Raw genomic sequence first — 26141 nt, forward strand, 5'->3', positions numbered from 1 at the left:
TCTGTTCCCGTTCCGCCTCCTGGGTTTCCTCCTGGATCTGTTCCCGTTCCGCCTCCTGGGTTTCCTCCTGGATCTGTCCCCGTTCCGCCTTCAGGGTTTCCTCCTGGATCTGTCCCCGTTCCGCCTTCAGGGGTCCCTCCGTTACCATTGTTATCCTGTTCCGTTTTTTGAATGATAGGTTTTTTAGCAGTGTGTACTAGCGGCATTATTCCATACTGCGTTTTATTAACTACATTTTCCACCTTGCTATTTTTGGATTGTGTTCCTTCATCCTCTTTTTTAGGCTCTTCTTTTCCAAAACTAGTTTCTTTTTCGTAATTTCCATTTAATCTCCATTCCCATGTTACTGGAGAGAAAACATCTATATTGATGCTTGGATCTATTAACTTCACATGAAGGTTAATTTTTAAATCCCCTTCATTACGGGCAGGTATTGTAACTGCTCCGTTTTGAAGAAATTCACTTGTATGATCCACATCATCAATATACAAAGATCCTGTACTTCCGTATAGTTCAAAGCCACTTGGAATACTTATGTTCATAGTTTGAGGTGATTCCATCTTGATTACTTTCGCTGTATCACTAAATGTAATTCCATCCTTAGAAAGACTATTCTTTACTTCTTTAATTGAATTTCCTAAAGAGATTTTATTTACAGGATCATAATTAAAGTTATTTTCTTTATTATATTTATTTGTAAATTGAATTACATTTTTCAGTTGTAATTTCGTTTCATCTGGCAAGTCACTTTGAACTATTTCTTCCATATTTAAACTAGGTAATTTTGTAATTAAATTCTCGATTTGTTGCTTTATTCGAACATCTGGTTGTTTCATTAACGTATTTATAAATACTTCTTGTTGTCCATCATTTGAAAGAGACTTCTGTAATCGTTTATTTATCGTTGCTTGAATGTCACTCTCTAACTTCCCTGCAAGTTCTGTATCATATTCTGATACTTGTTTTTTTACATCTGTTAAATATTTTTGAATTGCTGAAGCATCAGCTAAAATATTTGGTTCTTTCTCTGAAAGCATAAATTGATTTGCAATAATTTTATTTGCCGATTCCAGTGAGCTTAACTGCTTTAAAGCATCACCTGCACCCATCTCACTCATAGATTGATTAAATTGACTCGAAAAATTATTAGCTAACAAATTATTATCAGATTGCATTTTTTGAAAGTTATTAAAACCTTCCAAATAAGTATTATTAGATTTATTTCCTTCATCTAATGTTTGACCAAACCCTTTTAAGACATCCTGAAATCCTTTAAAACTATTAACAGAAATTCCTGTATAGTCTTGTACCGTTTTAAATTGATTTGTATAATTTGCCAACGGACTATGTACATCTTTTTTGTATATATTTGTTTGAGTGTTTCCTTTTTCAATTATTTTACCTATATTATCTTGTGCGCCTTGCAATTTTCCGATAATACTTGCAAAATAAACATCAATTATTTGTTTATTAAAGTCCTCCAAAATCATAGAAGCTGTATTTTCAGCTTCAGCTTTCAAATCTTTATTCCCAGTCGCGTTTACTTTGTAGTTTAACGTTAATTTCTCCGGCAGTTCTGAATCAATCGCAACGGCCTTCCTAGAAAAATCATTAGGTATTACAATCATCATATTGTAATTATTATTTTTCAAACCATTTTCTGCTACTCCGCGACTAACTACGTACCATTCTTGTTTCGTATTTTTATTTACATTTTTAACAAATTGATCTCCAAACGCTATTTTATTCCCTTCAAATACAGTTCCTTGATCTTCATTTACTAATGCAACTGTCATTTTTGGCGTGCTATTCTCATTAGCTTTCTTAACATTTTGATTTAATGCTAAATAGGAGACTCCTGTTGATAGCACAAGAGCTAAAATAATAAACAACAAGATGCTCCACTTAAACTTTTTCACTACTTATCACTCCTGCGGCTGCGAGTCTATTAAGTTAAGGACTCATTATCTTACTCTAGTTTTAAAGCAATTTAGCCATACAACAAAAGTTGCATGGCTAAATTATATATTTCTTTTGCCCGTTTTTATTGTAGACCGAAATTACGAGAAAGATCTTCGTCGTGTCTAGCAACAGCCTCTGCAGTTTTATTAAGCTGCATATTAATTTCTTGTAATAGCTCTGCGAAGTTTTGTACTTTTGGTTTTAATTGATTGAACTGTTGATCAAAACCTTCGAAAGCACGACCTTCCCATTCTCCTCTTAATTCATTTTGTAAGTTTTGTAACTGACGTAAAATGTCCTCAATTTGATTTGCACCTTGTCCATATCGAGTCGCTTTTGATTTAAGCTCCTCTGGTGACATACGAATTTGTCCTGCCATTATTAAATCCCCCTTAAAATTTTAAAATAGTAAAATTAACCCAAAATCAATTCTACAAATTGATTATATCAATAATTTAAAAATTTCTAAACAAAAAAATGATATTTTTCCAAAATTTCTCTTTTAACATAATAACATTATATTATATAATATAAATTTATTGTTTTTTTAAAAGGACTGCTAAGCGTTTCTACCTCTATTTAATAATAAAAAGAAAACTTTTTTTACCAAAAATTCAGAATATAACCTTTACAAATTACATACTCATTTTCTTTTTCTTGTTTCTTCGCCCACTTAAAATCGTTTTCTCACTTCAACGTCATGATTACTTGTCTTTCAACGAAGCCAAAATCTTCGTACATTTCTTTTGCAAAGTTCCCTGTAAATACATTCAAGCGAATTTCTGAATACTTTTCTTGTAGTTCCTTGATCCCAGCTTTCATTAGTTTTCGTGATAATCCTCTCCCGCGATACTCTGAAAAAACATACAATTCATAAATAAAACCGAGTTTTTCACGAGAGAAATAGTCCACATTTTCTCCTATTAGTATCCATCCCACTACTTTATTTTCTTCCTTTGTAACTATATAATATGCCCCTTTTTCTACTAAAGGTTTTGTAATTTCAATCGCTTTTTCCGTACTTAGTTGACAATTTCCTCTCGTTCCTTCGAAAAGTGATTGAGCTGCATAATGTAATATTTGTTTCGTTTCTTCCTCATCCGCTTTTGTAATCATTCCTTTCTCCCTCCTGCCCTCTAATCATCATTGAAATACCATTTTCAAGACCGTCTGACTCAATTACAATTGCCATCAATCCTTTTTCCGTACTCGTTTCATGTAACTCGCCCTTCGCCCAAAACGCAGCTTGTCCAGCTCCTATCTTCACTTTTTCTTTATCTGATCCGCAAACAAATCCTTCTCCTTGTACAATTAGAAGCAGTTGAGATACAACTGCTTCATGATATCCAATAACTCCATTCGGTTGTAGATGCATAGAACCGATATGTATATTCCCTTGATGTTTTAATATTTTTGACATTATAAAGTTAGATTGAAATGCTGATATATGCTCTCCCACTTTTTCACTGAAATCAAAAATTTTCATTTCTGATCCTCCTTATATGTATAAAACCATTCTCACTGTTTGCAGCATATGTCCTTCGAAATCTTCTTCAAATTGCTCTAAAGCCGCAAAACCTTTTGCTTCATAAAATCGTTTTCCTTTTTCATTTTCCGCTTCTACATGAATGTACATTTTTCGAATCCCTTTTAACGTCTTGATCCCTTTTTGTAACAAAGCTGTCCCTATCCCTTTCCCTTGCTGATCTGGCAACAAATAAATTGCACCTAATTCTGCTTCGTTTTGCAGTCTAATTGGCGAAAAATTTGCAAAGCCAATTACTTCTCCCTCTTCTTCCGCAACAAATAAATGTGTATTTTCAAGGCGATATTTCATTTTTTCATCGGAATACGCTTCATTTAAAAAGTTGTCTTGAATCTCTCCCGGAATAATTCCTTCGTAAGTATCATGCCAAGCTATTTTCGCTACGTTTTGTACAGCATGAATATCTTCTTGCTTCATCTCTCTAATTACATATGTCATCTCGATGTCTCCATTCTCTTTAAATTATATTCTGTTAATATACTAGAAGAAATGACAAAATCATTTTCATAATTTACCTTAATTAATTTTAACTTCTCAATCGAAGCTAGTGTAACATCAAACTTTTCATATATATATTCCATTACACTTAAAAATTGATTTAAATTTAACCCATTTGCAATCGTGCAATGCGGCACCCATTTTCCTGGTACGTAATATGACTGTAGATTATCATGAAAAACTTTGAAATAATCATGATAAGAATGATGAAGTCTTAATAACTCATCGGTAATGGTTGGTGCTAGAAAGATCGTTCCGTTAGTAGGAAAAGTTCCAACAGAAGGAAAAGTTACAGTGGAGATGTTCTCTTGAAAAGCTACAAACTCCTCTAATCTCTTCGTATATAAATTAATATCTAACTCCTTATAATCAGCCAATGTTATATGTGGTTCTACTCCGGCTAGTTCATTTGTTTCAATTATATTCGTTAATTCATTTTGCAATTCTCTAACTTTATTAGTAGACACACAATCAAATGTAGCAATGATAGCGTACATGCTTCCTCACCCCTTCGTTACACATAGCACTTCCCATTCTTCACGAATCATTCCCATTCGAATAGAATCATAGTATGTCCCGTTATAATATCGGCATTTTCGCATTCTACCTTCTAAGCTCATTCCTATTTTCTCCGCTACTTTCATCATTCTTTCATTGCCAGACCAAGTTGTGAGCCCAACTCTACCAATCTCCATATTTTCAAATAGTAAGTCCCTATATAATGTTAATGCTTCTGTACCGTAGCCACCATTCCAGTATGCTGGGTCATAAATTACGATTCCCATTTCTAACCAACGCGTCGGTTTATGTTCCCAATAAAATCCGACTGTCCCTATAATTTGACCGTCATTTTCGACAATTAAATTCGATAGCGGCTCTTCTATTAAACGTTTTTGTGATTTTTCTTTATATGGCGTGTATTCTTGCATTGTTATTGGAAAGTATGGTGCATCCCATTTTTTCCACTCTGGATTTTCTTCTTTATATATGAAGCTCCATAATGTTTTGATATCTGATTCTTCTATTGTACGAATTGTAACTTTGTTCCCCTTTAATATAACGTTTTGCATAATTTCCTCCTACATTCCTCTTTATTTCATATACAATTATAATGTTTTTTCAGAAAAATCAAAACAAAACTCTACTCTATATTGTATAATTTTGTTATAAGATACGAATTATTTATGTAAATTAACCAATTTTTTCAAGTTTAATCTAGAAATGGAATTTCGGAAAAAATTAGATGAAGTACGAACTCGTAGCATAGTTAATAAAAAAATAGGAGGTTATATCCCTCCCATTTTAGCTAAATATTGCATTTCCCTTCTTTTCTACCTCAAGTAGAATTCCTTTCTCTATCCAGCCTTCTACACCATCTTTTTTAATTAAATCATATCCCATGCAGCTACCATCAATTAAAGAAACTGTATCCCCTTTTCTAATACTGATTTGCGCACAAGAAATATCCGTTTTCACTGTATACTCACCTGATTCAAGTTGCTTTATATACTCATTTTTCACATGAAGTAATTCATTTGTTCCTAGTTGTTTACATACGGTAAAACCTTTCATTCTCTCCACAGGTTCTATGTAATAATGTGGATATGTAACCCCGCCCTGCATTACTGAATTCGCATTAAAATCGGCCAATACCTCATACTGTGGAAAATGATCTACATATGTATAAGAAAACGTATCACCTGAAGTTGTCCTCTGAATAATAAATGCGTTTAATTGCCCTGCTTCTTTAATCGCATTACCACCATCAATCGCAATAATTTTTTTCTCCTTATCAATAACTGGATTGTTAGACGGCGCCTCTTCGGAATAGTTCACAACAGGCCAATGTCCAACAATTACGTACTTATCCGCTCTATGTGATTTATTAAAAAACTCTGGCATTGCAATTGCATTTTTCCTGTCTGTTTGTCTCCAATTCTCTCTATCTTCAAGGCCAGCATGTACAAAGATATAATCATCAGTTTCAATAGCAGTTGGCAATTCTGTTAGCCACTTTATTTCTTTTGAAAAATGGCTCATCAATATTTTTTTCACTTCACAAATATCACTTTCTTCATTAACGGTAACGTTCAATTTCGCTAACCATTCATTAAAAATTGTATTCTTTCTCGTACATAAATAATTTATTAGCGCAGGATTTTCATTTACAAGCGCTTCAACTACAGCTTCACAATTCCCTTCAATTACATAAACATTTGGCTTGCTAACTACTAGATCCATCACATAGTTTACGACGCCAATGCTATTTCTTCCTTTCTCACAAAGATCACCATTAATAAGTAAATAATCTTCATCTTTAAAATTAACTTTATGTAATAATTCCTTTAAAAGATTTAATTCGCCATGAATATCAGATATTACGATAACTCTTACACCTTTTGGGATTAATAGTTTCTGAATTTTTTCCAAGTATGAACTCCCCTAACCTTCTTTAAATTCAATATTATCGTCTCAATTATAAAGAAACTATTCGACAAAATAAGCAATTAACCCTCTTCATCTTAAACTTCTAAATAAAAGTAGGTTCTATATGTTACCTCACATAGAACCTACTTAATATTATAATTCTTTATAAAAAGAATAACTTACCTTATCATAGCCTTCTCTTTCATAAAAACGATGGGCATCAACTCTTGGAAACGCTGATGTAAGAACGATAGAACTGCACCCTTTTTCTCTCCCCCATTTTTCTACATATGACAGAAGAACTTTACCATATCCTTTCGATCTGTGAGCTTCCGCAGTTACAAGGTCATATACGAAAACATGTTTCTCATTATAAAAGTTCGTACAAATTGCTACACCAGCAAGACAAACAACCTCGTCATCTTCATTCTGTAACGAAAGTAGTTTATAATTTTCTTCTTTCATTTTTTGAAATAAAGAACTTGCTTCTTCTCTTGAAAGTTTCGTTCGTAATTGCTGTAATACGGGGAATACATCATGTAAATCAGCTTCTGTTACTACTTCTCTAATATTCATTATGATTCTCTCCTTACTATTTATAAAATTTTCTAAATGTTATATCATTATTATAAAAAGTAACTGCCCCTCACTTAAGTGACAGTTCGATTATTTTTTATATGGCCAGTTTTTAAAGGAGAATTCATAAAATGGATCTTACTATCCCATTGCAATTAGAAAGTAAAACACCAATTTATTTACAAATTTACGAATATATGAAACGAGAAATCTCTCAGGGATCACTGCCTGCCGATACACGCCTTCCTTCTCACAGAAATTTAGCGATACAACTTAATGTTAGCCGTATTACTGTTGAATCTGCTTATCAACAATTACTAGCTGAAGGTTATGTAGAAAGTAAACCGAAACGTGGGATTTTTGTTGCAGAAGTTGATATTGATGTCATTCAAAATAAACAACAAGTTGTGTCAAACAGCGCTAACAATATAAAAAAAGAACAATATGACTATGATTGTAGCCAAGGACTGATTGATCAAAAAGCTTTTCCAATTACAAACTGGAAAAGAGCTTTACAAGAAACTTTATTCCAATATGAAAATGAATTATTTGCTAGAGAAGATCCTCAAGGTGAGTTCGTTCTACGAGAGCATATTTCAAAATATTTATACCATGCCCGCGGGGTACATTCTTCGCCTGATCAAATTATTATCGGAGCCGGTACGCAGCCTCTTCTTTGGCTACTACTTCAACTGCTTGGTTCAAAAAAAGAATACGGAATCGAAAACCCTGGATTTCACCGTATAACTGCCATGATTCAAAGTTCTGGTCTTCCTGTTCACCCTATTTCATTAGACGATAAAGGGATTCGTATTTCAGCTTTACGTGAATCACGTTCCAATGTAGCATACGTCACTCCATCACACCAATTTCCTCTTGGAATGATTATGCCATTATCTAGAAGGCTCGAATTATTAAGATGGGCCAATGATTGCGGAGGATATATTATTGAAGATGATTATGACGGAGAATTTCGTTATGTAGGAAAACCTATTCCCTCTTTACAAGGACTAGATTCAAATGAACGCGTTATTTATATGGGAACTTTCTCGAAATCCTTCTTACCTTCTTTGCGAATGGGGTATATCGTTTTACCAACTCATCTATTAAAAATCTATACAGAGCTTGAAGGTAAGTTTAAACAAACTGTTTCCACAATACAGCAACTCGCTTTTGCAACCTTTATTCACAATGGTGATTGGGAGCGCCATTTGAACCGTAGTCGTACGTTATATAAAAGAAAGCACACATTACTAGTTAAATCTATCAAAAATGAAATGGGATCTCGTGTTCAAATACTTGGCGAACAGTCTGGACTGCATATCGTACTTCATGTTCATAGTGGTATGAACGAACAAGAACTTATTCATACTGCTGCAAAACAACAAATCAAATTATACCCACTCTCTACATATGATTCTGTACATAATTTAAGAGAGGCGTCATATGTACTACTCGGTTTCGGCAGCATTCCCGAAGATAGTATCGAAATTGTAGTCAAATTACTAAAGGAAGCCTGGTTCCCTAAGTAAAATAACTCCACATAAGTTATACTTATGTGGAGTTATTTTACACACTATTTTTCTGATACGTCTCCTGATCGAGCAGTCCTTCCTGGACGCTTAACACCAGTTGTTTCTGTTGAATAGGAAGCTTCAATTATAGCGGTTGGATCTACAGAGAGAACGAGATCTTTCATTTTTGGATAAATGAAACGGTTTGTAATACAATAAATGATTTTCTTGTGCTCTCCTAAAAAACCACCTTCTCCATGTAGATACGTAACGGATAATTGCAATTCTTTCATAAGCAAATCGCCTATTTCTTTATTTTTCCCAGAAATAATCATAACGCTCTTTCCTTGATTAATACCATCTAATATGAAATCAATCATTTTCGTAACAATATAGAAAATTGCTAATGAAAACATCGCTTGTTCGATTGAAAATAAAATGGCAACAAATACAAAAATAACCGCATTTACAGCAAGTAAAAATGTACTAATTGGTACTTTAAAGTGTTTGTTCATCCAAACAGCTAACATTTCTGAGCCATCAATTGCCCCGCCCATTTTTACAACGATCCCAACACCAACTCCAAATAGAACCCCTCCGTAAAGTACAATTAATAATTCCGAAGTTGTAATTGCTGGAAATGGCTTTAAATAAATCAATCCAAGTGTTGTAACAACATTTGCATAAGACGTACGGATAAAGAACTTCTTACCCATTACTTTTGCAGTAAATAACAAAATAGGAATATTAAGTCCTAAAAACACTCCGTAAAGCGGTAATCCTGCAACTTTATTTGCCATAATAGCAATCGCAGTTACCCCACCGTCTACTAGGCCATTAGGCGCTAAAATAAGTTCTAGTGAGCCCGCTACAATAATGGATCCAATTGTTAATAATACGTATTCGAATAATTTTTTCATTCATTACCCCCAAAACTTATATATTTTCTTAGTATTATTTTAACGTAATTTTACTACTAATTCAAAGATATCAGTTTATATACACAAAAGTTTCACCTTTATAGTGATTTTTTATGTAATTTATTTATAAAAACACACTTACGTATTTCAGTAAGTGTGCTCCAAACATTTATTTAAGTTTTAAGTATGAATTCACTTTCATTTTAAATATTTCATCAACTGCTCTATTATACCCACCAGCATTTCGAAGTGACTCTCCAACTTTACGACTATTTTCCTTAAACGTTACATCATACATTACTTTCTTTACAGTCTCACGTAACAATTCAGAAGTTAATTCTTTACGATTAAGCCTTATTCCAGCTCCTACTTCACTCACTCGTTTCGCAACTAAAGGCTGATCTCCTGTTACCGGAATTACAACTAACGGGACACCGTAATATAGTGCTTCACTCGAACTATTCATACCACCGTGTGTCACGAATACATCAGCGTACTGTAATACTTCTAATTGCGGCACATAATTATACAACTTAAAGTTATTCGGAATGTTTTCAAATTGACTTATATTTATCTTCTTACCAACAACTAATACGACTGTCGCTTCTACATCTTTAAACGCTTCAAAACATTTTTCATATAACTCAGGTTGTTCATTAAAAACTGTTCCCATAGAAATGAAAATCAATTGTTTATCTTTTAAATCTTCCATAGGAAAGCTATCTACTTCTTTTCGAGTAGCAATTGATGGACCGACAAACTTATACGATTCATCGAATACATCTGAACGCGGCTGATATTCCTTTGAAGTATATACAATAGTAATATCACCAGGATGATTCATAATATCATACATATTAATACATTTCATTCCATACTGCCTATTCCATTTTTCCATTCCCGCTAAACAAGATTGATATAATGGATTAGTTTCATCTACTTGTCTCGATTCTTGTTCATCATTAAAAGTAATGTACTGATTAAAAGCAAACGTTGTACAAGAAGAAACGCTAGGTAATTTTAAAACATTCGCTATAATACGTCCTACTGGAAAATGATTATCGTATATCAAGTAATCGTACTTTTCCCCTTTTGTTTCTTCTACAATTTGAGTAACAATACGCTCTGATGCTTCAATCATATGAGATAGCATCGTCAAAGGACTCCCACCTTCATTTACTCGTTCCATAATATTAATTTGAGAGAGGAAATTCTCAAACACTCGGAATTCTGCACCTGTTGCTTCAATCTTCTTTCTATAATCTTCAATACAATACGAAACAACTGTTTCCCCTCGCCGAATTAACTCACTTACAATAGCTAAAGTCGGATTTATATGACCTTCTCCAGGGAAATTTATTACGAGTACATTTGCCATAATATTCTCTCCTATCTAATATAATTAATAGTTAATCATATTAATTAATTTAAAACTATTAAGTAATCTATTCTACTTCTTCATATTTTTCTCTTCATTTTATTATTGAGAAATATTTTTCATAACCTACATTATAACTCTTATAAAAGTAGGCTTAACCTTTCATTTATTGAAAAATACGGGATTTACATTCAGGCATTTTTACAGATTTATCATCAGAAACATTATTTTGATAATTCATACAAAACTAGAAAAATATAATTTTCACACTGATTTCTCACCATAAATTTATTTAAGTTCTATGTTGTCCCCATCATTATCCACTTGGTACATATTCTGTTATATAATGAATTTATAGAATTTACAGAATAAGGAGTCCTTTCATGCTACAACAACTATTCATTTCACCTATTATATCTGTTCAAGCACTACATCCGGGCTATGAAGACCATGCAAGCGACGTGTTTCTTGTTAAAACAGAAACTGAAGAAGTTATTGTTCGTTCCTCAAAAATGACTGAAGAGCCCAACAATGATTTTTGGTGGGGATGTAAAAACCTTTTTGGAATTGATCCAAGGCATGTACATCATTTAGAAACAATACACGCATTATTGAAAAAGCATACTCCCTTGCCCATCCCGACTATTTTGCAAAAACATGTTTTAAATGAGCGAGAGTATGTAATCGTCGAAAAACTAACCGGAAATACGCTGCAATCATTTTTCGGACAACCTGATTCTATTTTATTCAGCCTTGGAAAAGGACTAGCAGAAATTCATTCGTTTCAAGCAGAGTTTATAGGAAACCCATCAAATACTTTCCACATTCCACTAGAAGAATTTAAGTCTCACATATTAAAAGTCAGTAAAGATCTTGTAAATAGGTTCTATTCCGATAACGCGAGCATCCAAAACGCATTTCATACTTTTGAGTCACAGCTCTCTTCCTTGCCGTCACCGAAGGAACCTACACTCGTTTTAATTGATATGGATCCTACCCAGTTTTTATCAGATGATCAATCTATTACTGGTTTAGTAGATACAGAAGCTTATGCAATTGCTCCACGAGAGTTTGATTTTATTGGATTAGAATATGTACTTACAGAAAAAGAGGCTCATGCTTTTAAACAAGGTTACGAAACCATTATGCCCATTCCTCGTCTTGAAGAATGTAGACATCCCTATCGATATTTGTACCGGTTATTATCTGTTCAGGGCAGTGTGGAGTTAGACAAGTGGTTGCGTCATCCATCCTATTTTTAAATACGAATGAGAGGGATTATGAAATGAATATTGAACAAAAGAAATCTTTAACAGCAAACGAAATTCAGCAAATGAAAGATTTATCTCATATTTGCGGACAACACGATCAAATTGATTACTCGTCAGATTTACATATAAACTTTTTAACTGCCCGTAATATAGAAGTGGTAAATGATTTTCTATTTTATGATGATACTCAATTAATCGGTGCATTAAGTATGTATGACTTTGAGAGACCAACAAAACTGGAGTTAATAGGGTTTGTTCATCCGAACTATAGGAAACAACATATAGGCACTACTCTTTTACAAACCGCAATGAAAGAAATACAAAAAAGAGAGGCTGATGAAGCCCTTCTTATAATTAATGGTGACTCTATTTCAGGGAAATCATTTGCAAAACAAATGAACTTTCCTTATTTATACAGTGAATACGGTATGGAGTTCAAAACAAACGAAGCACAAAAAACAATGAAAAATAATATTAATCTTACCGTTGCATCTTCTGAATTACTTCCTGATCTTATAGAAATCGCTAGTGAAGCTTTTGGAGATTCGGCAGCAAATACATCCACATGGTTACAAAAGATGATGAATTCATCTTCCCATCAAGTTTACAGTGCTCTTATCGATGAAAAAGTGATAGGAACGATTACAGTTACTGAGCAAGAGCAATCTACTACACTATCAGGATTTGCAGTTCATCCTTCTTATCAAGGTAAAGGATATGGTAAAGATATTCTTAGTTATATGGTACATACACTTATTACAGAAGGAGTTTCAACAATTGAACTAGACGTCGAAACGAAAAATAACAATGCTTTAAAACTATATACACAATGTGGTTTTGAAATTATGACAAAGTATGATTATTATAGATTGTTGAAATAGGAGTGACTTTTCTACCGAGGAATCATGTTATTTTAGAGACGAAATTATTACCTCTTTAAAATCTGTAGGATGTAACAATATACAACTACACGGTATAAATAGAACATTTTTCATTTGTCAAAAATAAAAAAACTGAATCATATCGATTCAGTTTTTTCTTATTTTTTTCTTAGTATATTTACAACCGCAGTCGTTTCATCATTTTTTTTATAAACACGTGGAATTCTTCTATCCAACATGCATGTAACTTCATAGTTAATTGTACCTAGCATATCTGCTATTTCTTCCACCGCAATCTCTTCTTCACCTTGTTTGCCGTAGAATACAACTTCGTCTCCTACTTGTACTGGCATTGCATTTGTAACATCTAGCATAAGCTGATCCATACAAACACGGCCAATTACAGGTACTCGTACTCCGTTTATTAGTGCATGCCCTTTATTAGATAGCTGACGATTATAACCATCAGCATAACCAATCGGTACAGTTGCAATCCATTCTTCGCCCGTTGTTACATAAGTATTCCCATAGCTAACACCACGATTTTTCTTCGCATGTTTAACATGAGCTACTTTTGATTTTAAAGACAACGCTGGCTGTAAGGAAGCAACTGTATGATCCACTTCTCTTGAAGGATACATACCGTAAATTCCAATACCGACACGAACCATATTTTGAAATGTGTTACTAAGTTCCATTGATCCTGCGCTGTTTGAACTATGAATATATGGAAAATGAATTCCTAATTCTTCCGCTGTATTTACAGCTTTCTCAAACAAACTTGTTTGCATATTTGTATAAGTTTTATCTATTTCATCAGCGGTAGAGTAATGTGTAAACATCCCTACTACTTCTACATATCGCATACGTTTTAACTCTTCAAAAAACGGTTTAACTTCTTCTTCCTGTAAACCAATACGGCTCATTCCTGTATCAATTTTCACATGAATTCGCACTTTCTTTTGAAGATGGTTTGCAACTTCATCTATACCTTGTAAATCTTCTACTCTATAAACAGTCATCATAACGTCATATTGAATTACATCTTCTACAGCTGCTACTGGTGTATATCCTAAAATTAAAATAGGTACAGTGATTCCAGCTTCTCTTAATTCAATTGCTTCATCTACAAATGCAACTGCAAGTTGGTTTATTCCTGCTTCAATAGCCGATTTCGCAACTTCAACTGCCCCATGACCATACCCATTCGCTTTTACAGCAGCCATCATTGCAATATTTTCATCATTCACACGTTTTTTAAATTCTTTTACATTATGTTTTACCGCATTTAAGTCAACTTCAACAATTGTATCTCTTCCATATTTCAAGCTCATTGGTCTAACTCCTAACTCAATAATTACATTCCATTCTATTTCACGTTTCATATGACCTTTTACAATATAATACTTTTCACTATGCTAGTCAAACTACTAGAATTTTCGGAATTTTGAGTATGATATAATACCCTTAAGAAACTATTATATACGGAGGTGAGAATAATTACAATGTTTGTTCCATCTGCATTGAATCAAGTTAAAATTGCTATCGATACTTCCATTCAAATACTGAACCAATATACTGAAAGTGATTTGAAAATAAAGTCGATTGAATCAAAGCGGTCATTATTTGAAATGTGTACACATCTTTCCCTTATTTGCCACGCTGATTTACTCATATTAAATGGTATTACGGAAAAAGACTTACATACCTTTTATATAGAACAAACACCAGAAACAATTACTCAAATACAGCAAACGATGATACAAGGGTACGATTTACTTTCTAAAACTTTTTTATCCTATTCCAATGAAGAATTAGCGGAAATTATGACTGCTTATTGGGGTATTTCTTACTCTCGATTCGAATGGTTGCTTGAAATCGTTGCACATTTTTATCATCATCGCGGGCAAATTCATATTTTATTATGTGAGCACGTTAAAGATCCTAACATACCTTTATTTCAATAAAGGTATGTTAAACGACATTAAACTTTTTTAAGGCAAATAAAATACCACCTTCACTCGCCTTCTTTGTAACGAAATCTGCTCTTGTTTTTAACTCTTCTCCGCCATTCCCCATCGCAATTCCTAGTCCTACATACTGTAACATCTCAATATCATTTCCACCGTCACCAAAAGCAATTGCTTCTGATTTACAAATTTTCAGATGTTCCAATACCTTTTGAATTGCAGTTAGTTTCGATACTTTATTATCTTCCAACACATTCATAACGTAACCATGAAAACGTTCAAACGTAAGCATTGGATATCTTTTCAAAAATTTTTGAGTTTCTGATTCATCAGCATACAGACATACACAATAAACCTCTTCTAACAAGTTTCTGACTTTGTCAGGATACTGCTCTAAATTTAACGTTTCGTTTAGTGCTCGTATTACACGTTCATCTTTCGAGGCAACACCATTCATAGCAAATTCTTCTGTAAAATAAGAAACACTATGACCATGTAATTCAGCGAAATTTGAAATATCATGAACAATTCCACTTGAAAGTACCGATTTATGTATAACTTCTTCCCTACATTTTATATGTGCACCATTTGCAGAAATAAACGTGTTTATGCCCAGCTCTTTAAATTGTGAACATAAGCTATATGGTCTCCCGGTTGTAACAACTACGTGAATTTCTTTATCTATTAACCTTTGTATCGCTTCTTTTGTGCTTTCATGCATACTTCTATCAATCTCACTTAAAAGAGTACCATCCACATCGAAAAATACAACTTTGTACATATCCTCTTACATTCCCTCTAAATGATTTGTATCATTTATAAAATGAATAGTTTTCTGTTTATCCGTAAGTTCAATCAAACTAATTCCCGTATCTCCCATTTTAAAATAATAGTCCATGCTAATTGGCATTTGGAAAAACGCTCGTAAAATACTATTTATTACACCACCATGTGCAACAATTGCAATTCGGTCATATGTATTCTCTGTCACGATTTTAGAAAAAATTCCTTCTATTCTCATTCTAAATTCAATAAATGATTCCCCGTTTTCAAACCGGTCATGAAGAAACTTTGGCTCTGGATATTTTTTCGCTTCTTCAAATGATAAACCTGCTTGCACTCCATTATTGAACTCCATTAATTCCTCTTCTAATTGAATTGGGCACTGAATCGCTTCCGCTAATGTTTCAGCCGTTTCTCGAGCACGTTTTAATGTGCTTGCCCAAATAAAATCTGGTGGAAATTCTGCTTTCACTTTCTGTACAAGTCTTTGCACTTGCTGTCTTCCCTTTTCTGTTAATTCAAAGTCAGCTCGACCTTCATGTACATTTAAAATATCAGCTTCTGATTCACCGTGACGTATTAATATTATTTGCATATTTCCCCTGCTCCCTCATTTAATATTCACAAGATTCCATTATATCACATTCTTACCTTTCCATAACAAAAAGGAACGGTTTCCCGTTCCTCACCCATTCACTTTCTCCGCATTGTTCCAATAATATTTACTAAACGCTTCCGTCAACACATCAATTGTGTTATATAATTCATCTAATGTATTATCAACACCACCAACTTCAATTAACATCGCATTTTTAGATAAATCTTGATTATAAACGCCATTTCCATCTTTTTTATACTTTGGAAAGATCCCTCTGCTTAATCCGTAATAGTTTTCATCTAAATAACTATTGATTGCTCTTGCAATTTTTTCATTTTCAGCACGCCCTTCATTTTCCATCCCAATTATAAAATATAGTCTTGCATACGATTTCCCGTTAATTACTTTTGTTGTTACCTTCTTCCGCTGATCATCACGGTGTATATCAATCGGAAACGCAATTTTATTATTTTGTGCTAATGTTTCTTTTACATATTCATGAGACGCTTTATATGATTGCGGCCATTTCCATTTTTTACTCGCTAATAAATCCCCCATATTCGTTTTATCATGAACTACCGGAATTCCTTGTCCTTCAAGTTGTTCTTTCATACGTTTCCCTAGTAAGGACACATTTACATCTGGACTTGATGGATCGGTAGCCCCTGGTAATAACGGAAAGAAAGATTCCCAGCTATGTGTATGATAAATATATACTGCACTTTCACCTTTTTTCGCTCCGTTCTTTTTCTGAACCGGATTATTCTTTTCAGCTTCTGTAACTTTATCTTTTGCTACTTCTCGCTCTTTCGTTACTTCTTCAATCGGTACACTAGATTCATTTGGGATATTCGTAAAGTTTGTCCCTTCCCCAGCTACGATAATGTTAGAGTAATACTTTGACATACCAGGCACTTCTTTACCGACAAACGTTCTTAAATCTTTAATTTTCAAATCCGTCGCCATCGAGAACATTAAATTTCCAAATGACTCCCTTTTATTCTGCTTAAAATAATCAAATCCGTAATAGCGATTCTCACTTTCTATCATTTGAACAAAACCTTGCATCGATACTTTTCCAAACCATTGATTCGCGTAATTCGATTTCATTGTATGTAAAAGCGACGTCAAAATCGACGCAATAATAATTATGACTAGTGCATATAGAAAGAGTAACGAGATTAGTTTCTTCCCATGTATACGGGTTGCATACTTTTTCAATGTATCACCTTCTTTATACATGGATATGTACAAGCCTTTCGTAATATACGCACAAAAAAGAGAAATGGCATCCCATTTCTCTTCCTCACTCGTATAGTTATTTTTCTGTATCTGACGAAGGTAATTTCTTCGCTTGTTTCTCTTTGAAAATTTCCCCAATCGCACCAAGAGTACCAAGTGTTTCAATTGTATTAGACGGAATAAAGACTTTATTCGCTGGGCCTTTTGCAACCTCAATCAATGATTCAAATGATTTATAAGCAAGAACGCGTTCATCTAAATCTGCTGCTCGTAGTAATTCAATTCGACTTTGTTCTGCTTTTGCGATTTCCACAATCGCTCTTGCTTCCCCTTGCGCTTCTAATTCTTTTGCTTCTTTTATACCTTCAGCCTCGCGGATACGAGCTTCTTTATCCCCTTCGGCCATTAAAATCTTACTTTGTTTTTCCCCCTCAGCACGAAGGACTTTATCTTGTTTCGCAGCTTCTGCTTCTAAAATAATCGCACGTTTATTACGCTCTGCTTTCATTTGTTTTTCCATCGATACTTGCACATCTTTCGGCGGGTTAATATCAACTATTTCGACACGCTCAATACGAACGCCCCATTTTTCCGTCGCTTCGTCAAGCGCTAAACGGATTTCCATTGAAATTTTTTCACGGCCTGATAATGTTTCATCAAGTTCCATGTTACCAATAATTTGACGCATCGTTGCAGATGTAATATTACGAACACCATATTCATAGTTTGAAATACCATATGTCGCAAGTTCTGGCTCAACAATTTGATAGAAAATAATTGTATCAATTTCTACTTGCACATTATCTTTCGTAATTACCTTTTGCGGTGGTACATTCGTTTGTTGAATACGTAGATCGTGATATACACGTACGCGGTCTACAATTGGAATTAAAATATTTAATCCTGGGTGCATAATACGTTGGAATTTACCAAATCTCTCAACAACCCCAACCTTTTGCTGTGGAATAATTTTAATTGTTAACGCAATAAATACAACGACAATTAAAGCAAAAATAATCGTTAATGTTAATGCTACCATATTTATTCACTCTCCTTTTTCACTTGTAACACAGTACTATGCCTCTTTATAACAACGACTTTTTCTCCGGCATCAATAGAAACATCTGAAATAGCTGTCCAAGTATCTCCATCCACTTTCACAATACCGTTCACTTCACTTGTAATCGCTTGCATGACAATCCCTTTTTTACCAACAAGTTTATCTACTGTATCAGTAAAACCTCTTGCTTCTCGAAAGTTTTTTGAAATTCTTTTCGTAAAGAAGGTCAATGTTAAACTTACAATTGCCCCGACAACCAATTGTAAAAACAGTGCATCAGGAGCAAACAAAGCAATAAGACCTCCGACAACAGCCCCAATTCCAAGCCAAAGCATGTAAAACGTAATCGACAACATTTCTGCGATAAATAAAATACCAGCTATTATAAACCAAATCACCCATCCAGCCATATGCAACCCTCACTTTCTTTCTCATTTTCTATATGTATATGAAGAAAAGAATGGTTTATCCGCCCTTTCTCATAGAGGGGGCGTTTGCTACAAGCTATTATATGTATTCGCTGTTACAACAAGCATTAATATAATGCTATATTAATATATTCTTCATTATACACGAAAACCCCTTTCAAAAAATGACAAAAAATTTAATTCTTTCAAAAATATATTTTTCTGATTATAATTTGAAAAATATTATTGATTTGAAGGTGGGCTTCTTATTGCAGAAACGTTCACTAGCTTACTATTTAGGCTCCAAAATGTGTATTATCCTCGCTGACATTGTATACAACTAAATCAGCTACAATTACCGATATTTTCGGTGTTCGTACTATTTATATTATCGCTTCTTTTCTTATTTTATGTTCTACTTGTTTGTCTTTTCGTTTATTAAAGCATCAGAGATTGCAAAAGAAAGAGATTTCTATTTAACATATTGTATCTAAGTGATTTATTTCTTATATAAGACTTCCAACTAAATAGTCCAATGAATTTACATCAACGATTTTTCAATTATATCTATTACAACTTACAATATATCAACGATTCGATATGAGATATCGATTCATCAAAAGAAATCGACAATACTTTTAGCTATTAATAAGAGAAGGCTGGCCTCCATAAATCCATTTCAGGCAACCTTCTCTCGTTTCTATTTACGATAAGTTTGGCATCTTCCTATGTTTTGTCGCTTGTTCAAAAGCATATGCTAGTTTAATTAATGCCCCTTCACTAAAAGCAGCACTTGCAAGAGTAATTCCAAAAGGCCTCCCATTATCCATATATCCCGCAGGTATTGCTATAGACGGATAACCTGCTTTCGCACATATAGTAGATCCTATATAAGAAGGGAACAGTATCGCATCCAGGTTATATTTTTCCAACGCAAAATCAATACCTTGTTTTTGCGAAAAATATATATCTTCTAATCTTGCGTTTAAATATTCTGGATTTCTTAACGTATTAGGAAAATCTTTTCTTCTTTCTAACTTAGTTTGTCCATATTTCAAAGCTCTTTCTACTATGTTTTTATTAAACTCCATTAACTCCGAAATAGAATGTACTGGAATAGTAGAAGGTAATTTAGAAAGATAGTTATCCAAGCTGTGCTTCAGCTCATAAAGTGGAACTCCCCAACTCCATTCCCTATGAAAAGACGGAATATCAATATCTTCTACTACTGTCGCTCCCTCACTACGTAATACTTGGATCGTTTCCTCAAACAATTTTTCATCGTACTCACCATTTTCGTAATAATCTTTTGGAGCATTGCTATAAACACCAATCTTCGCTCCCTTTAAACCATTAGCATCGAGATAAGGCGTATAATCTTGATATGCCATTCCTTCACTTTTATGAGTAGCTACATCCTTCTCATCCACCCCAGTTAGACTCCCTAGTAAAATAGCAGCATCTGTTACTGTTCTAGCAAATGGCCCAGCTGTATCTTGTGAATAAGTGAAAGGAATAATTCCACTACGACTAATTAATCCAACAGTCGGCTTAATACCTACAACCGAGTTTTGAACAGCTGGGCTCAAAATAGAAGCATCTGTCTCTGTTCCAACGGATAATACAGTAAAGTTAGCGGCAACTGCTATAGCAGACCCTGTACTTGAGCCACCAACGAACATATCATCCTCTCCTGTACCGTAAGGATTAATTGTTTGACCACCTCTAGCGCTATATCCAGCCCACATTTCAAAAGACATTGCATTTGCTAGTTCTGTCATATTTGTTTTACCTATTATAATTGCTCCTGCTTCTCGAAGTTTTGTAACGAGAAATGCATCTTCACTACTTATATTTTGTTCCAGGGCAATCGTACCTGCACTTGTATGCATTGAGTCATTCGTTTCAATATTATCCTTAAGTAAAACAGGTATACCATGTAATAGGCCTCTTACACCTTTTGTCTTTCTTTCATGATCTAGCGCTTCTGCAATAAAGATAGCATCCGGATTGATTTCTAAAATAGAATTGATTTTCGGACCATCTTGGTCATACTTTGCGATTCTATGAAGATAATACATGACTAGTTCTTTTGAAGTTAACTTCCCAGCTTCCATTTCCTTTTGAATATCATGAATTGTTAATTCTTTTTGCAGTAGTGTATTGAACTGAATTTCCATTTTCATTCTCCTTTTATAAGCCCTTTTATATATGACGTATGTCTATTACTTTTTCATTTTCTCCGCTCCTCGTATTAACAACTACTATTCCTATACAGGAATTCAACTCACCAGTTTAAAAACCTTTAATTTCCAGAGAAATAAAAAGAGTCTGAAACGAATACAATATCGCCTCAGACCCTTTTTATTATTTTACATATACCTCTTCTAACAAATGTAAAAACTCGCCTTGTTTACCTGCTAATTCAGGGCATTTGTTAATATCAACCCACTCATAACAAAATACTAAACCTTTGTCTTCCTCACCAGCACTTACTATATGTTCCCACGTATCTTTCACATCTGTTAATAATGAAATGTGGAAAAAATGACGTTTTTGATATTCCTTTTTTTCTTTCATATAAATAATGTAATCAGAAAGGAAGCGCTCGATACAAAAATGGCGTAGTCCTGACTCTTCTTGTACTTCACGTAAAATTGCTGCCTCTAACGTTTCGCCTTCATCTACCGTCCCGCCTGGCACTTGGATACCAGCCTCTCGTATATCACGATGTTTAAAAACGAGTAGTTGCATAGCCCCTTCTTTTTCTCTCGTAATATATGCATGTACCTTTTTCTTATATAACATCGTCATCTTAGCCCTCTCCCCTCAATTCATTACTGCGTTACTTCTTCAATCGTCAGTTGGTTTTCATATAAATATGTAGCTTGCGGATTCCCAACATACCGTACATGCCACGGTTCATAACGATAACCGGTAATCCCTTCTTTCTCTTTCGTATATCTAATAACAAAACCAAACTTATGGGCATTTTCAGAAAGCCACTTTCCTTCTTTCGTCTCCCCAAAAACAGTTTCTAGCTGAAATTTAGCAGATTGAGATGTAATATCCATAGCTAGTCCTGTTTGATGTTCACTCGTACCAGGGACTGCACTAGACATCGCTGTCTTTGCTTCTCCATCTTGTCTTTTATACATTGTATTTAATGCTTTTTGTCGATCAAAAGATCTAAATCCAGAGACTGCAAAAAGGAAAATCCGCTCATTATTGGCTTGCTGAAACATTTCCTCAAGTGCCACCGCTGCCTCTTTCCTCATCTTTTTCTTCTCTTGATCACCTTCACTAGAGTAACGTACTTTCGGAACAACTAAATCTGGCGGTCTATACCCATCTGGTAAACGCCTATTTTTATTCACAAGTACAAGCATCGAACTTGGATTACTAATGACTGCGATATCCCCATCCATATTAGCAATCGTTTCTTTAGCTTTCGGAAATATATTGTTTACATTTACTTCCTTCGCCTCTTGCTCCTTGTACATCTTATAATTTATTCCTGCTACTCCAATGATCAGTATCATTGCTACGATACCAAGTAGTGCCCATCTTTTTTTCATATAACGACCTCTTATTTTAATAATTTGGCCATTTCATACTCATCGACACCTTTTCCATCGATGATAAGAGCAGATTTTTTGACACCTTCTTGTTCAAATCCAATTTTGCTATATAGTGCCTGAGCTCTTGTATTGTGGGCCATTACCGTTAATTCTAAACGCCATACATCATGTAATCTTGCCCACTTCTCCACTTCTTTAAACAAACTCGTTCCAATACCTCGGCCACTATACTCTTGCAAAATGCCAATTACAATGCCTGCCACATGTCTCTTTCTTCGGATATTATTTCCATTAACTAAAATAAACCCTACTATTCTCTCTTCTTCAACTGCTACAAATATTGTCGCATATTCATTTCCCATAAAACGTTGGACCATCTTTTCTTGTTGCTCTACTGTAGTTTTTCTTTCTCCTAGTTCGTATAACATAAATTTCGTCTCTTCGTCCAATTGCTTATTTAATTGCAAAAACGATGTTGCATCTTCTACTCTAATCTCTCGTATCACCTTGATCCCCTACCATTCTGTTAATTAAAAATTTTCCTTGTAAAAAGATTTTCTCCATTATTCCGAAAATCCCTTTCTAAATTTCTTACTATAAATAGACAAATTTCGATATCAATATAATAATAGGGAATTTTGTCTATAATGTGACATATCTTTCTACCTATAGATTATGAACAAACAAAAAACGTAAGCTTCTCGCTTACGTTTATCCCGTATTAACGGGTATTCTGATTGATGAGGGCTAATAATCAGTAGGATAAACACTCCGGCTAATTAAACTCCCACTTTATCCATTCACTTTTTCCGCTTGCCAGAAATACCCTCCAAATGCTTTAGCAAGAACATCAATCGATCTATTTAATTCTTCCTCTGTATTATCTACGCCACCAACTTCAATTAAAATCGCCTGTCCTGATAAGTCTTGATTATAGACTCCATTTCCTGTTTGGAACCCCTTTTGAATTACACCACGGCTCACTCCTGGATATTTCTTATTAATTTCCTCATGAAGAGCTGTTGCTAATTGTAAGTTCTTTTCATAATTTTTATTTCCTTTCCCAATTACAAAAGCAAGCTTTGCATATGATTTATCTCCAATTGTTTTTGTCGTGACATTTTTCCGTGCACTATCACGGTGCAAATCGAAAAAATATTGGAGTTCTTTATTACCAGCCATCGCTTCTTGTACAATTTCTCGTGACAGTTTATAAGAACTATTACTATTTAATCCTTTACTTATTAATTTTTGACCAACATCAGTTTTATCGTTAGTAGCACCGATCCCTTCACTTTCTAACTGTTCTCGCAATCGATCGCCAACTATTGAAATATTCGTTACAGAACTCGTTGCTTTATTTGGATTTGGATCATTCGTTAAGTTAAGTAACGGCAAATAAGATTCCCAGCTATGTGAATGATAAATCAATGCAACTTGTCTTTTTCCAGTCGTTTGAGCTGGTTGTTTCTTCTCTTTATTCGGATCAGGCTTAGGAACTTGTCCAGCTTCTCCAGTCCGTTCCTTCACTACTTCTTCAAGAGGAACACTCGATTCTATCGGTAAGTTGGAATAATTTGTTCCTTCACCTGCTATAACGATTTCTGTATCATATTTCCCAAATCCCGGAAGTTCTTTCCCGACAAAACTACGTACATCATCAAAACGAATATTCGTAGCCATCGAAAAGAGGAATGAAGAAATAGAAAAGTCTTGATTCAAATTCCGGTACTCCTGTGTAAAATAATGATTCTCTTTCCCAATAACGTACATGTAACCATTCATTGATAACTCATTTAACCAATTATATAAATACGTTGACTTTGTCTCTTTCATGGAAGTTACCATTACACTAATAAGAAAGAAAGTCGCTAATACCGTAGTAATAATAAATATAATTAACTTGCGTACACTTGTTAATTTCACGTAAAAAAAGCCTCGATTCATACTATCACCCTCTCTATTTCAAGTTATGTACAAGCTCTAGAGAATAGACCGCTTAAATTCCGGCTATATTGTTAATGAGGTGAAATGAATTGAAGCTACTAATAGGAACATTACCAATCGTCTTATCATTTATTTTTTATTTGTTTGCTTTACATCCTAAAATTCGTATTGTGCTACATATTTCTGCGTACTTTGCACTGTATGTACTCGGTACAGTTATTTCCATTAATATATACGATGTTTTAATACAAGATTTAGTTTTCATGACGAGCATTCATGGAATTTTACTGAATCCATTTTTCCTTATTGCAGGAGCCTATATAGGAACATACACTTTATACTTACTTTTGTCTTACATTATTACAAATATAAAAAATGGAGCGTAATGAAATGCAACCACCGTTCATCTGTCATACATGCAAAAAAAGAATTGCGCGAAAGAAAGATCTTATTACCTCTACACGGCATTTCCGCTTTTATTTGTTTCATAACACTTGTTTCAAAAATCAGCAATTATTTGTCTCACGTTTTATTCCTATAAATACACTCTTCGGTTTCTTTCTTATTACATATGGGCTTATTGCTGGCAGCATTCTAATGTTCACGGAGCCCTCTATCAATTGGCTTATTTTTTTGCTTCCTATTTTATATCGGTTTCTTTCATATTATTACGTTGAACGTTTTTTCTGTAAATAACTAGTAGATTGACCTCTAGGAATGCTTAAACACTCCCATTCATTTTCTTTTAACATTTTACCAATGTAAATGATTTGTCCAATATGTAAAGCATAATGAGAAATTTGCCTTTCGATCGCTTGCATGACAGTGTGTTCTTCTCCACGAATGTATACTTTCTGCAAAATCTGCTCTGCTGTTAAAGTATCCATCGTTTTAAAAACATACTCCCACCCTTCTTGCCACGCAGCAAGCGCTTCTTGTTTTGAATTGTAGCCACCTTCAAATTCACCATCTCGGTTACGATCTATTTTTTCGCCATCAGACGTTAAAAATTCCGTCCATCTTGAACGCATATTACCATGCAAATGTTTCATTATAATCGCTATGCTATTTGTTTCTTCATGAGAAGACCATTGTATTTGTTCGTATGATAATTGAGAAAGTACCCGTTCTCCTTGTTGCTTTGTTGTTTTGAAATTAGAAATGGCACATTGTAAATATTCTCGTCCGATATCCATATTACCCCCTACCTTCACACTAACTAATTTTTGTTCCATTTGGCAGTTCCATATTAGGCTGAAGCAACACAACATCACCAGCTTCAGGAACTCCACCTAATACAAGCACTTCCGATTTAAATCCAGCTACACGCTTTGGCGGAAAATTTACAACAGCAACAATTTGCTGACCGATTAAGTCTTCTGGATTATATCTCTTCGTAATTTGAGCACTTGACTGCTTGACCCCAAGCTCCCCAAAATCAATTTCTAGTTTAATCGCTGGCACTCTCGCTTCTTTAAATTCCTCTGCCTGTGTTACTGTTCCAATTCTTACATCAAAAGTTAAAAAATCTTCAAAATTAGCCATTTTATCATTCCTCCCAATTATTACTTAGACAAAAT

30 protein-coding genes and 2 pseudogenes are annotated in these 26141 nt (G+C 34.2%); 8 read left to right on the plus strand and 24 right to left on the minus strand.

The features are described from left to right. From esaA to SB773_RS21465, 9 genes are all read right to left on the minus strand, one after another. Positions 1 to 1919: type VII secretion protein EsaA (gene esaA / locus SB773_RS21425; protein ID WP_410591980.1), on the minus strand; the 1919-nt coding region annotated here is incomplete at its 3' end. 125 nt (positions 1920 to 2044) lie between these two features. Continuing rightward, entirely contained in the window at positions 2045 to 2341 is a 297-nt protein-coding gene (locus SB773_RS21430; RefSeq protein ID WP_000918598.1) for a WXG100 family type VII secretion target, read from the minus strand. Between the two features lie 308 nt (positions 2342 to 2649). Continuing rightward, positions 2650 to 3078 (minus strand): GNAT family N-acetyltransferase, encoded by a 429-nt coding sequence (locus tag SB773_RS21435; protein WP_002127034.1) that lies wholly within the window; start codon positions 3076 to 3078, stop codon positions 2650 to 2652. Beyond that, the gene (locus tag SB773_RS21440; protein ID WP_002065050.1) at positions 3059 to 3448 is read right to left on the minus strand and encodes a cupin domain-containing protein; all 390 of its coding nucleotides are present in this window, start codon (positions 3446 to 3448) and stop codon (positions 3059 to 3061) included. Before SB773_RS21440 ends, SB773_RS21435 begins: the two co-directional genes overlap by 20 nt. A 12-nt stretch (positions 3449 to 3460) precedes the next feature. Next, a complete protein-coding gene (locus tag SB773_RS21445) occupies positions 3461 to 3946 on the minus strand; it encodes a GNAT family N-acetyltransferase (RefSeq protein ID WP_016094193.1) in 486 nt (161 codons plus the stop codon). Beyond that, positions 3943 to 4503 (minus strand): 2'-5' RNA ligase family protein, encoded by a 561-nt coding sequence (locus SB773_RS21450; RefSeq protein WP_283749488.1) that lies wholly within the window; start codon positions 4501 to 4503, stop codon positions 3943 to 3945. Before SB773_RS21450 ends, SB773_RS21445 begins: the two co-directional genes overlap by 4 nt. A gap of 6 nt (positions 4504 to 4509) precedes the next feature. Further along, on the minus strand, positions 4510 to 5076 hold the full coding sequence (locus tag SB773_RS21455) for a GNAT family N-acetyltransferase (protein ID WP_410591984.1): 567 nt from the start codon (positions 5074 to 5076) through the stop codon (positions 4510 to 4512). Positions 5077 to 5308: 232 nt separating this feature from the next. Next, entirely contained in the window at positions 5309 to 6436 is a 1128-nt protein-coding gene (locus SB773_RS21460) for a metallophosphoesterase (protein ID WP_283749486.1), read from the minus strand. Positions 6437 to 6586: 150 nt separating this feature from the next. Next, positions 6587 to 7009, minus strand: a complete 423-nt coding sequence (locus SB773_RS21465; protein WP_003188852.1) for a GNAT family N-acetyltransferase — start codon at positions 7007 to 7009, stop codon at positions 6587 to 6589. Between the two features lie 131 nt (positions 7010 to 7140). On the opposite strand from SB773_RS21465, the gene pdxR reads away from it, so the two are divergent. Then, positions 7141 to 8541 carry a MocR-like pyridoxine biosynthesis transcription factor PdxR gene (pdxR, locus tag SB773_RS21470; RefSeq protein WP_410591987.1) on the plus strand — a complete coding sequence of 467 codons (1401 nt, stop codon included), beginning with the start codon at positions 7141 to 7143 and terminating at the stop codon, positions 8539 to 8541. A 44-nt stretch (positions 8542 to 8585) separates the two neighbouring features. Here pdxR and SB773_RS21475 read toward each other — a convergent pair whose 3' ends face one another. After that, the gene (locus SB773_RS21475) at positions 8586 to 9443 is read right to left on the minus strand and encodes a YitT family protein (RefSeq protein ID WP_060749812.1); all 858 of its coding nucleotides are present in this window, start codon (positions 9441 to 9443) and stop codon (positions 8586 to 8588) included. A gap of 169 nt (positions 9444 to 9612) precedes the next feature. Then, complete coding sequence (locus SB773_RS21480; protein ID WP_002141425.1) at positions 9613 to 10821, minus strand: macrolide family glycosyltransferase; 1209 nt, start codon at positions 10819 to 10821, stop codon at positions 9613 to 9615. A 383-nt stretch (positions 10822 to 11204) separates the two neighbouring features. Between SB773_RS21480 and SB773_RS21485 the strand changes: the two genes are divergently transcribed. The 3 genes and pseudogenes from SB773_RS21485 to SB773_RS21495 all read left to right on the plus strand — a co-directional run. Continuing rightward, entirely contained in the window at positions 11205 to 12083 is an 879-nt protein-coding gene (locus SB773_RS21485; RefSeq protein ID WP_410591990.1) for a phosphotransferase, read from the plus strand. A gap of 23 nt (positions 12084 to 12106) precedes the next feature. Next, positions 12107 to 12973 (plus strand): GNAT family N-acetyltransferase, encoded by an 867-nt coding sequence (locus SB773_RS21490; protein ID WP_193663821.1) that lies wholly within the window; start codon positions 12107 to 12109, stop codon positions 12971 to 12973. Continuing rightward, a pseudogene (locus tag SB773_RS21495) lies at positions 12972 to 13100 on the plus strand (class I SAM-dependent methyltransferase); the annotation flags it as partial. The gene SB773_RS21490 and the pseudogene SB773_RS21495, both read left to right, overlap by 2 nt. 31 nt (positions 13101 to 13131) lie before the next feature. Here SB773_RS21495 and alr read toward each other — a convergent pair. Further along, positions 13132 to 14307, minus strand: coding sequence for an alanine racemase (gene alr / locus SB773_RS21500; protein WP_002127023.1), 1176 nt, complete (start codon positions 14305 to 14307; stop codon positions 13132 to 13134). 171 nt (positions 14308 to 14478) lie between these two features. On the opposite strand from alr, the gene SB773_RS21505 reads away from it, so the two are divergent. Further along, positions 14479 to 14940: a DinB family protein gene (locus SB773_RS21505; RefSeq protein WP_088039262.1), complete on the plus strand. Its 462-nt coding sequence runs from the start codon at positions 14479 to 14481 to the stop codon at positions 14938 to 14940. 7 nt (positions 14941 to 14947) lie between these two features. Here SB773_RS21505 and SB773_RS21510 read toward each other — a convergent pair whose 3' ends face one another. The 5 genes from SB773_RS21510 to SB773_RS21530 form a co-directional block, all read right to left on the minus strand. Further along, positions 14948 to 15724, minus strand: coding sequence for a Cof-type HAD-IIB family hydrolase (locus SB773_RS21510; RefSeq protein ID WP_113734611.1), 777 nt, complete (start codon positions 15722 to 15724; stop codon positions 14948 to 14950). Positions 15725 to 15730: 6 nt separating this feature from the next. Next, a complete protein-coding gene (locus tag SB773_RS21515) occupies positions 15731 to 16321 on the minus strand; it encodes a histidine phosphatase family protein (protein ID WP_113734612.1) in 591 nt (196 codons plus the stop codon). Positions 16322 to 16411: 90 nt separating this feature from the next. Beyond that, positions 16412 to 17545, minus strand: a complete 1134-nt coding sequence (gene spoIIP / locus SB773_RS21520; RefSeq protein WP_309251502.1) for a stage II sporulation protein P — start codon at positions 17543 to 17545, stop codon at positions 16412 to 16414. Between the two features lie 97 nt (positions 17546 to 17642). Then, positions 17643 to 18605 (minus strand): SPFH domain-containing protein, encoded by a 963-nt coding sequence (locus tag SB773_RS21525; protein WP_410591994.1) that lies wholly within the window; start codon positions 18603 to 18605, stop codon positions 17643 to 17645. A 2-nt stretch (positions 18606 to 18607) separates the two neighbouring features. Next, positions 18608 to 19036 carry an NfeD family protein gene (locus tag SB773_RS21530; protein WP_113734614.1) on the minus strand — a complete coding sequence of 143 codons (429 nt, stop codon included), beginning with the start codon at positions 19034 to 19036 and terminating at the stop codon, positions 18608 to 18610. 351 nt (positions 19037 to 19387) lie between these two features. On the opposite strand from SB773_RS21530, the pseudogene SB773_RS21535 reads away from it, so the two are divergent. Further along, a pseudogene (locus tag SB773_RS21535) lies at positions 19388 to 19513 on the plus strand (MFS transporter); the annotation flags it as partial. Positions 19514 to 19737: 224 nt separating this feature from the next. On the opposite strand, the gene SB773_RS21540 reads toward SB773_RS21535, so the two are convergent. The 5 genes from SB773_RS21540 to spoIIP (SB773_RS21560) all read right to left on the minus strand — a co-directional run bounded on the left by SB773_RS21540 (position 19738) and on the right by spoIIP (SB773_RS21560) (position 24561). Further along, positions 19738 to 21213 (minus strand): amidase family protein, encoded by a 1476-nt coding sequence (locus tag SB773_RS21540; protein ID WP_410591997.1) that lies wholly within the window; start codon positions 21211 to 21213, stop codon positions 19738 to 19740. Between the two features lie 187 nt (positions 21214 to 21400). Next, positions 21401 to 21847, minus strand: coding sequence for an NUDIX hydrolase (locus SB773_RS21545; protein WP_002086031.1), 447 nt, complete (start codon positions 21845 to 21847; stop codon positions 21401 to 21403). 23 nt (positions 21848 to 21870) lie between these two features. After that, a complete protein-coding gene (locus SB773_RS21550) occupies positions 21871 to 22611 on the minus strand; it encodes a M15 family metallopeptidase (protein WP_002031537.1) in 741 nt (246 codons plus the stop codon). Between the two features lie 11 nt (positions 22612 to 22622). Continuing rightward, on the minus strand, positions 22623 to 23120 hold the full coding sequence (locus SB773_RS21555) for a GNAT family N-acetyltransferase (protein WP_113734617.1): 498 nt from the start codon (positions 23118 to 23120) through the stop codon (positions 22623 to 22625). Positions 23121 to 23406: 286 nt separating this feature from the next. Continuing rightward, complete coding sequence (gene spoIIP / locus SB773_RS21560) at positions 23407 to 24561, minus strand: stage II sporulation protein SpoIIP (protein WP_002135865.1); 1155 nt, start codon at positions 24559 to 24561, stop codon at positions 23407 to 23409. An 89-nt stretch (positions 24562 to 24650) separates the two neighbouring features. Between spoIIP (SB773_RS21560) and SB773_RS21565 the strand changes: the two genes are divergently transcribed. Together SB773_RS21565 and SB773_RS21570 are read left to right on the plus strand one after the other, a co-directional pair. Continuing rightward, on the plus strand, positions 24651 to 24947 hold the full coding sequence (locus tag SB773_RS21565) for a hypothetical protein (protein WP_044444214.1): 297 nt from the start codon (positions 24651 to 24653) through the stop codon (positions 24945 to 24947). A gap of 4 nt (positions 24948 to 24951) precedes the next feature. Next, entirely contained in the window at positions 24952 to 25257 is a 306-nt protein-coding gene (locus tag SB773_RS21570) for a permease (RefSeq protein ID WP_080466632.1), read from the plus strand. Here SB773_RS21570 and SB773_RS21575 read toward each other — a convergent pair. Continuing rightward, complete coding sequence (locus SB773_RS21575) at positions 25230 to 25796, minus strand: DUF1572 domain-containing protein (protein ID WP_002135863.1); 567 nt, start codon at positions 25794 to 25796, stop codon at positions 25230 to 25232. The genes SB773_RS21570 and SB773_RS21575 overlap by 28 nt on opposite strands. Continuing rightward, the gene (gene csaA, locus SB773_RS21580) at positions 25777 to 26106 is read right to left on the minus strand and encodes a chaperone CsaA (RefSeq protein WP_001263027.1); all 330 of its coding nucleotides are present in this window, start codon (positions 26104 to 26106) and stop codon (positions 25777 to 25779) included. Before csaA ends, SB773_RS21575 begins: the two co-directional genes overlap by 20 nt. Between the last annotated feature and the right edge of the window lie 35 nt (positions 26107 to 26141).

It is taken from the genome of Bacillus sp. SIMBA_074 (assembly GCF_046534555.1).
GTDB lineage: Bacteria > Bacillota > Bacilli > Bacillales > Bacillaceae_G > Bacillus_A > Bacillus_A mycoides.